The organism is Calothrix sp. UHCC 0171, from assembly GCF_034931845.1.
Taxonomy (GTDB): domain Bacteria; phylum Cyanobacteriota; class Cyanobacteriia; order Cyanobacteriales; family Nostocaceae; genus Brunnivagina.
In genome coordinates this window covers 103,142-109,710 of record NZ_JAYGHN010000021.1, presented here as the reverse complement: position 1 = coordinate 109,710, position 6,569 = coordinate 103,142, and the positions used below count along the sequence as shown (strand labels likewise).

The window sequence follows — 6,569 nt, the reverse complement described above, 5'->3', positions numbered from 1 at the left end:
GGGTTTTCTAATCTATTCAGGGTAGCCACAAAATTAATTGCCGCATATAGGGAAGTATGACTAGGAGGTAGTTCTGCAAGCTGTTGTTTGAGCTGGGGTGCGAGGGGGATTGCATATTCGAGTTTGTCGTAATCCACCAACAATTTGAATCGAGCTAAACGTGCTTGCAGGGCTTCATTCGGGTTATTTGTCGCTTTTTCCGCATCTTCAAAATAGTTTAGTGCCGCTTCTGGGTCTTGGGAATCTGCTGCGACTTTCCCTAAACTAGAGAGAATCGAACTTAACTGAGTTTTAGCTTGAATTTTATTTGCCGTTGTCAGGCTCTGTTCTAATACTTGCTGACTTTGGGTATCACCGATCGCATGTAAAGCTAAACCCAGCGCTCGCAATCCACTGACTTTGACTTCCGAATCTGACATTGTTGTTATTTTTCGGCTTAATTCTTCTAATTGCTGCCGAGAACGTCGGTAAAATCCTAAACTCTGTAAAGCCTGTGCTTGGTTAATTTGAGTTCCCAGACTTCCTGTAGTATCCCCTGCTTGTTCATAATATTTTTGGGCTTGTTGCCAAATGGCGATCGCAGTTTCTGCCTTCCCCATATGCAGTTGTAAGTTGGCTTGGGTGTTCAGTATTTGCGCCCAGATAATCGCATCAGCCGAGGGTTTAGTCGTTTGCAAAAGTTTTATACTTTGTTCGATTGATTTTTGGGCTGCTTCCCACTGGTTGAGTTCCTGTTGTGCTAGGGACAGGTGACTTAAACTGAGAGATTGATTCAGGCGATCGCCTTTATTTTGGTACTTTTGTACTGCGGACTGCCAAGCTGTTGCTGCTTCGTGAAACCGTCCCAAACTATAAAGCTTTCTTCCTTCCTCCAGCCAATTAGTAGATTCAGAAACAGAAATCACAGAAGGTGTTATTGGGGAAGATGCTTTAACAGATGTCATGGTAAATGCCAGACACAAACTGAAAATACTCAAGCTGACATACAGCCAACGAGTTTGTCTTATTCGGAAAGCCATAAGTAATTAACCAATATTCATAAAAGCTTTTTCACAAGCGATCGCAGCACAAGTGCTTAAAGAATCAGTAAACTTATATTGCCCAACTTATGGTTCGATATATCAGTTGATGGGATACGATATCCCAAATTTTTGAAAAAGTGGGCGTTTTGACTACTAGGAAACGCAGCACAGGTTATACTAATTCTCCAAAAGAAAGTAACAGATGGTGACGCGGGGACGGGGAGATGGAGGGACACGGAGATTTATTTTATGTGTTGCCAGATTTTGGAGAAAAGATATTTACTTTTGTTAAGGATTGCGTTTATTAGCGCTGATTAGCACTGAATCATTTTGTTTTTGAAGCTTATCTAAACCAATTACCGGAAAGCTACGTGATACGGAAATGGTCATGCTCTCCGTAACCACATAAACCAGTATTTACTCTAGTGGCATTTGTAAAAAATACTGCCACTATAATTTTGTTTGTAGTTATTTTTTATTTAATAAGCTGATGTGTAGCTAACTTGTATAAGACGAAAACGTCAAATTACTGTAGTGCAGAGAGGAGTTTCCGGGGAGATGTTCTTCACGGAAAACTCCGGGGCATCTTGCCTGCGTCTCATATACAAATTAAATACGCGACAGCTTATCTGCTAATTCCAGTAGTCGCAATTAACTAAATAAACGCGGATAGGTAAAACAATAAATATACACAAACCAAGCAACTTATTGATTAATTTTACATAACCATTAGAACAAATTCAGGAAAATTTGATGGCAAATAGAGGGCAATCTCCCCTCTCCTGTGGCTATGTAGAAGATTGAACTGTTGTTTGCATGAGATGAAAACTTACTGCTGTGTATCAGATATAAGCAAAGGAGAAGGGTGTCAAATGAGGCAAGATTTTATGAATAACTCTATTGTTAACTCATTGTTTTTAATCAAAAATTCTCACAATAAACTAAAACAAAATATTATTACTGTGACAAAACCCCTTACCTTTGTATTTATATCTGCCATATCACTGTTAGACTATCAGCAAACATTTGCCCAAATACCGAATCCTGCTGCTGTACCACCAAATCGTCTCCAAGATAATTCCCCAACTCCCCTCCAATCTGATTTTCTCCCCCCAGCTTTAACACAAGAGCAGTTAATCCCTACCAGCAAAACACTAGCACCATCAACACCAGACCAAAATTCCCCTGACGCTAAATTTCAAATCGATCGCATTGAAGTAGTTGGTAGTACAGTCTTTAAATCTGAAGATTTTACTCCGATTACATCTGGCTTTGTGGGGCGGGAAGTGACATTTGCAGAATTACTGCAAGTCAAAGATGCAATCACCAAACTCTACACCGATAAAGGTTATGTCACCACCGGAGCCTTAATTACTCCCCAAACCCTAGAATCTGGAGTTGTGAAAATTCAGGTAGTTGAAGGTAGTTTGCAAGATATCAAAATTACTGGTAATAACCGCTTACGAAGTGAATATATTCGCTCACGCCTTCGACTTGCAAGTCAGAAACCTCTGAATGTACCGCGTTTGCTAGATGACTTGCAAATGCTCAAACTTGACCCCAAAATCAAAAACCTGTCAGCAGAATTGCAAACAGGAGTACGCCCAGGTACGAATTCACTACAACTCCAAGTCAAAGAAGCAGACACATTCAGAGTCAGCACAACATTAGATAATGGGCGATCGCCTTCAGTTGGTAGTTTTCGTCGCGGAGCAGAATTACAGCAAGCAAATTTACTCGGTTTTGGTGATTCCCTCAGCGTCGGTTACAGTAATACCAACGGTAGTAATACCCTGAATACCAATTACACCCTACCCATCAATGCTCGCAACGGGACAATTTCCTTTTCCTACAGTCAGGGAAGAAATGAAGTCATTGAAAAACCCTTCAGTGTCCTGGATATTCAATCGAAAACCCGTACCTATGAATTGGGAATACGTCAACCCTTACTCCAAAAACCCAGCAAAGAAATCGCCATGGGTTTATCTTTTTCCCGTCAATTCAGCCAAACAGAATTAGGTATTGATAATATTGGCGGATTTCCCCTCTCACCCGGTGCTGATCCTGAGGGAAAAACCAAAATTTCCGCCTTCCGCTTTACCCAAGAATATGCCCAACGCAACACCAAAGAAGTTTTCGCCGCGCGATCGCAATTTAGTCTAGGGGTCGATTGGTTTGGAGCCAATGTTAATAATAATGCCCCTGACAGTCGCTTTTTCGCTTGGCGTGGACAAGCCCAATGGTTACGAAAATTAGCTCCAGATACCCTATTTATCGTTAAGAACGATATGCAAATCGCGGCTGATTCCCTAGTACCCTTAGAACAAATGGGACTAGGTGGACAAGCCACCGTGCGTGGTTATCGTCAAGATGCACTACTGACTGATAGTGGTATGTTATTGTCGGCGGAATTTCGCCTACCTGTTGCTCGAATTCCCAAGTTAGGGGGAGTATTGCAAGTTACACCATTTTTAGAAATTGGCAAAGGCTGGAATCATAATGGTAAAAATCCGGCAACTAACACATTAGTTGGGACTGGTTTAGGTTTACTTTGGCAGCAAAATAATAGTTTTTCAGCTCGTTTAGATTGGGGTATTCCTTTAACATCTGTCGAAGGAGAAAGAAGTAGTCTCCAAGAAAATGGTTTATATTTCTCACTCAGCTATTCGCCATTTTAGATTACAGATTCAACAGCTTAACTGACTTGGCAGAAGTAATTAAATGTGACTAGAATCCCCATGCAAACATCAGCAGAATTTCTGAATAATAAAGTTTCAAACTTTTGTGAAATCACGATCAATAGCCAAGTGGCAGTATGTTTACGAACCCTACAATCTAAAGTTGAAATGGAGATAAGGTGATGAAAGCAACTTCTTTGTGCTTGGGTTTGGTGAGTGGAATCTTCACTGCTGGGATATTGTCACCAGCTTATTCTCAAGTCACATCAGATGGCACTACCAACACCACTGTCAACTCTATTGGTAATAATTTTACTATTCTTAATGGCATAGATAAAGGTAATAATTTATTTCATAGCTTCAGTAATTTCTCTGTACCCACAGGTGGTTCTGCCAGCTTCGATTTAACTAATACACCAAATATTACAACTATATTCAGTCGGGTCACTGGTGGAAATGTTTCCAATATTGATGGCTTGATTCAAACTCTCAACGCGAATAATCCCGTGAGTTTGTTTTTAATGAATCCTAACGGGATTGTATTTGGAGAAAATGCCAGTTTAAATATTGGTGGCTCATTTGTGGGGACGACAGCGAGTAGTATTAAATTTGCCGATGGCACAGAATTTAGTGCTGTAAATCCAACTGCGACACCATTGTTGACGATGAGTGTACCCATTGGTTTACAGATGGGGCAAAATCCAGGGGCGATTAATGTGCAAGGACAGGGAAACCAGTTGTTCGATTTTACTGGCTTTGGTGCACCCAGTACCATCAATACCCCTCCCGGATTACAAGTCAAAGCAAATAATACGCTGGCGTTGATTGGTGGGATCGTCAACTTCAGTGGTGGCGTTGTTACCACATATGGCGGCGGACATCTAGAACTGGGCAGTGTCAAGGCTGGGCAAGTGGGACTCAAGCCTACTCCTACGGGTTGGGTTGGCGATTATTCGGCTGTGCCGCAATTTAACGATATTCATCTGGCACAACAATCGCTGTTGGATGCCAGTGGTAGCAATGGCTCAATCCAATTGCAAGGAAAAAACATTAGCTTGACTGAGGGGTCGGCTTTGTTACTCCAAAACTTGGGAACACAATCGTCTGGGGGAATTACGGTCAATGCCACAGGCTCCCTCAACTTGGCAGGGAATACAGCCAACGGTGACTTGGGAAGTTTCATTGAACTCACCAACTTAAGCACAAGTAAGATAGGAGATATTGCCCTCTCTGCTGCCCAGTTATCCCTCGAAGATGGAGCCAGAATTGTAACTAGAACCCGGACACCAACAGCAGGTGGGAATATTACCGCGAATGTGAGCGGCACAACCGAGATCACTGGCTTTAACCCTGCTAACCCATCCATTTACACTGCGTTCGTCACATTTTCAGCAAGTGATGGTAATGCAGGCAACATCACAGTATCCACTGAAAATCTCAAGGCTCTGGATTCTGGTGCAATTATTTCTGTAGCCTTACGCTCTGGAGACACTGGCACAATCCAAGTGAATGCAACAGAGCAAATCGAAATTGTTGGTTTCAACCCTCTGTCATTTTCAGAAAGTACGATATCTACCTTTACTCAGGGTTCTGGTAATGCGAATAGTACAGTTATCAACACCTCTAGATTAGTGCTTCAAGGGGGGGCATCTGTTGGATCTTCTACCGTTGCTACTGGTTCAGCAGGTAGCGTGGAAATTAAAGCTTCAGAGTCCATCGATATCCAAGGGTATGGTACTGAGGGTAATGGGGCTGGAGTAATCTCTCGCATCTTCTCAAACGCTGAACTTCTTAGTCCAGAAATTCAAGCTGCTTTTGGACTACCTGCTATTCCTACTGGTAATTCAGGTTCTCTCACCATTCATACCCCATCATTACGTATTGCTGATGGGGCGGCTGTAAGCGTCAAAAATGATGGTCCAGGGTTTGCAGGGAATGTACAGATTAATGCCAACACTCTGGTTTTAGACAACAAAAGCAGCATTGTTGCCTCTACCGCCTCGGGAAACGGAGGAGATATTCGCTTAAACCTACAAGATAATCTGCTGATGCGTCACAATAGCTTGATTTCCGCCACTGCTGCGGGTAGTGGGAATGGCGGGAACCTTACGATTAATTCTCCCGTGATTGTAGCTGTTTCTTCAGAAAACAGTGACATCATTGCTAACGCTGTACAAGGAGCAGGTGGCAATATCGCCATTAACACGCAGGGTTTATTTGGTCTAAAATTCCGCGATCATCTCACCAATGAAAGCGACATTACGGCTAGTTCTGAATTTGGTGTCAACGGTACGGTTGATATTAACAATTTTGGTGTTGATCCTAATTCAGGTTTAGTCGAATTACCCACAAATCTAACAGACCCATCCCAACAAATTGCCGCAGGTTGTGCAGATAACAGTGGTAGTAGTTTTATCGCTACAGGAAGAGGAGGAATACCCCAAAATCCCACACAGGAAGTCAGGAGCGAGCGCACCTGGTCAGATATTCGTAATCTCGCTGCATTCCGTAAACATAGCTCCGTCACCGCGAAAATCCCCACCACCCCAGAAAACCTTGTTCAGGCAACTTCTTGGCATCGCAATGCCCAAGGAAAAATTGAATTAGTTGCAGATAAATCTCCCATTCAGGTGCAACAAGCATTAACCTGTGCTGCTGTCACTAAAAGTTAACTCCCAAGAGTTAACAGTTCTTGTAAACTATGAAAGGCAGACAAGCGGACGCAAACCGCAGGAACAAGCTACTGGTTGGCAACTCCATGCCAGCGGAAAAATTGAGTTAATTGCAGATAAACCTTCTACTCAGGTGCAACAACCATTAACCTGTGCGTGTTAGGCAACAAAATATTATGGGAATCCTAAGTATACAG

Annotated in this window: 3 protein-coding genes and 1 pseudogene; 3 read left to right on the top strand and 1 reads right to left on the bottom strand. The window is 42.5% G+C overall.

The window, feature by feature from the left end:
- Positions 1-1,019 (bottom strand): annotated as a pseudogene (locus VB733_RS16730) (hypothetical protein); the annotation flags it as partial.
- An 890-nt stretch (positions 1,020-1,909) separates the two neighbouring features.
- On the opposite strand from VB733_RS16730, the gene VB733_RS16725 reads away from it, so the two are divergent.
- From VB733_RS16725 to VB733_RS16715, 3 genes are all read left to right on the top strand, one after another.
- Positions 1,910-3,700 (top strand): ShlB/FhaC/HecB family hemolysin secretion/activation protein, encoded by a 1,791-nt coding sequence (locus tag VB733_RS16725; RefSeq protein ID WP_416336329.1) that lies wholly within the window; start codon positions 1,910-1,912, stop codon positions 3,698-3,700.
- 182 nt (positions 3,701-3,882) lie between these two features.
- A complete protein-coding gene (locus tag VB733_RS16720) occupies positions 3,883-6,372 on the top strand; it encodes an S-layer family protein (RefSeq protein ID WP_323341192.1) in 2,490 nt (829 codons plus the stop codon).
- Positions 6,350-6,535: a hypothetical protein gene (locus VB733_RS16715; RefSeq protein WP_323341191.1), complete on the top strand. Its 186-nt coding sequence runs from the start codon at positions 6,350-6,352 to the stop codon at positions 6,533-6,535. The genes VB733_RS16720 and VB733_RS16715 overlap by 23 nt, the downstream gene beginning before the upstream one ends.
- Positions 6,536-6,569: the final 34 nt, after the last annotated feature.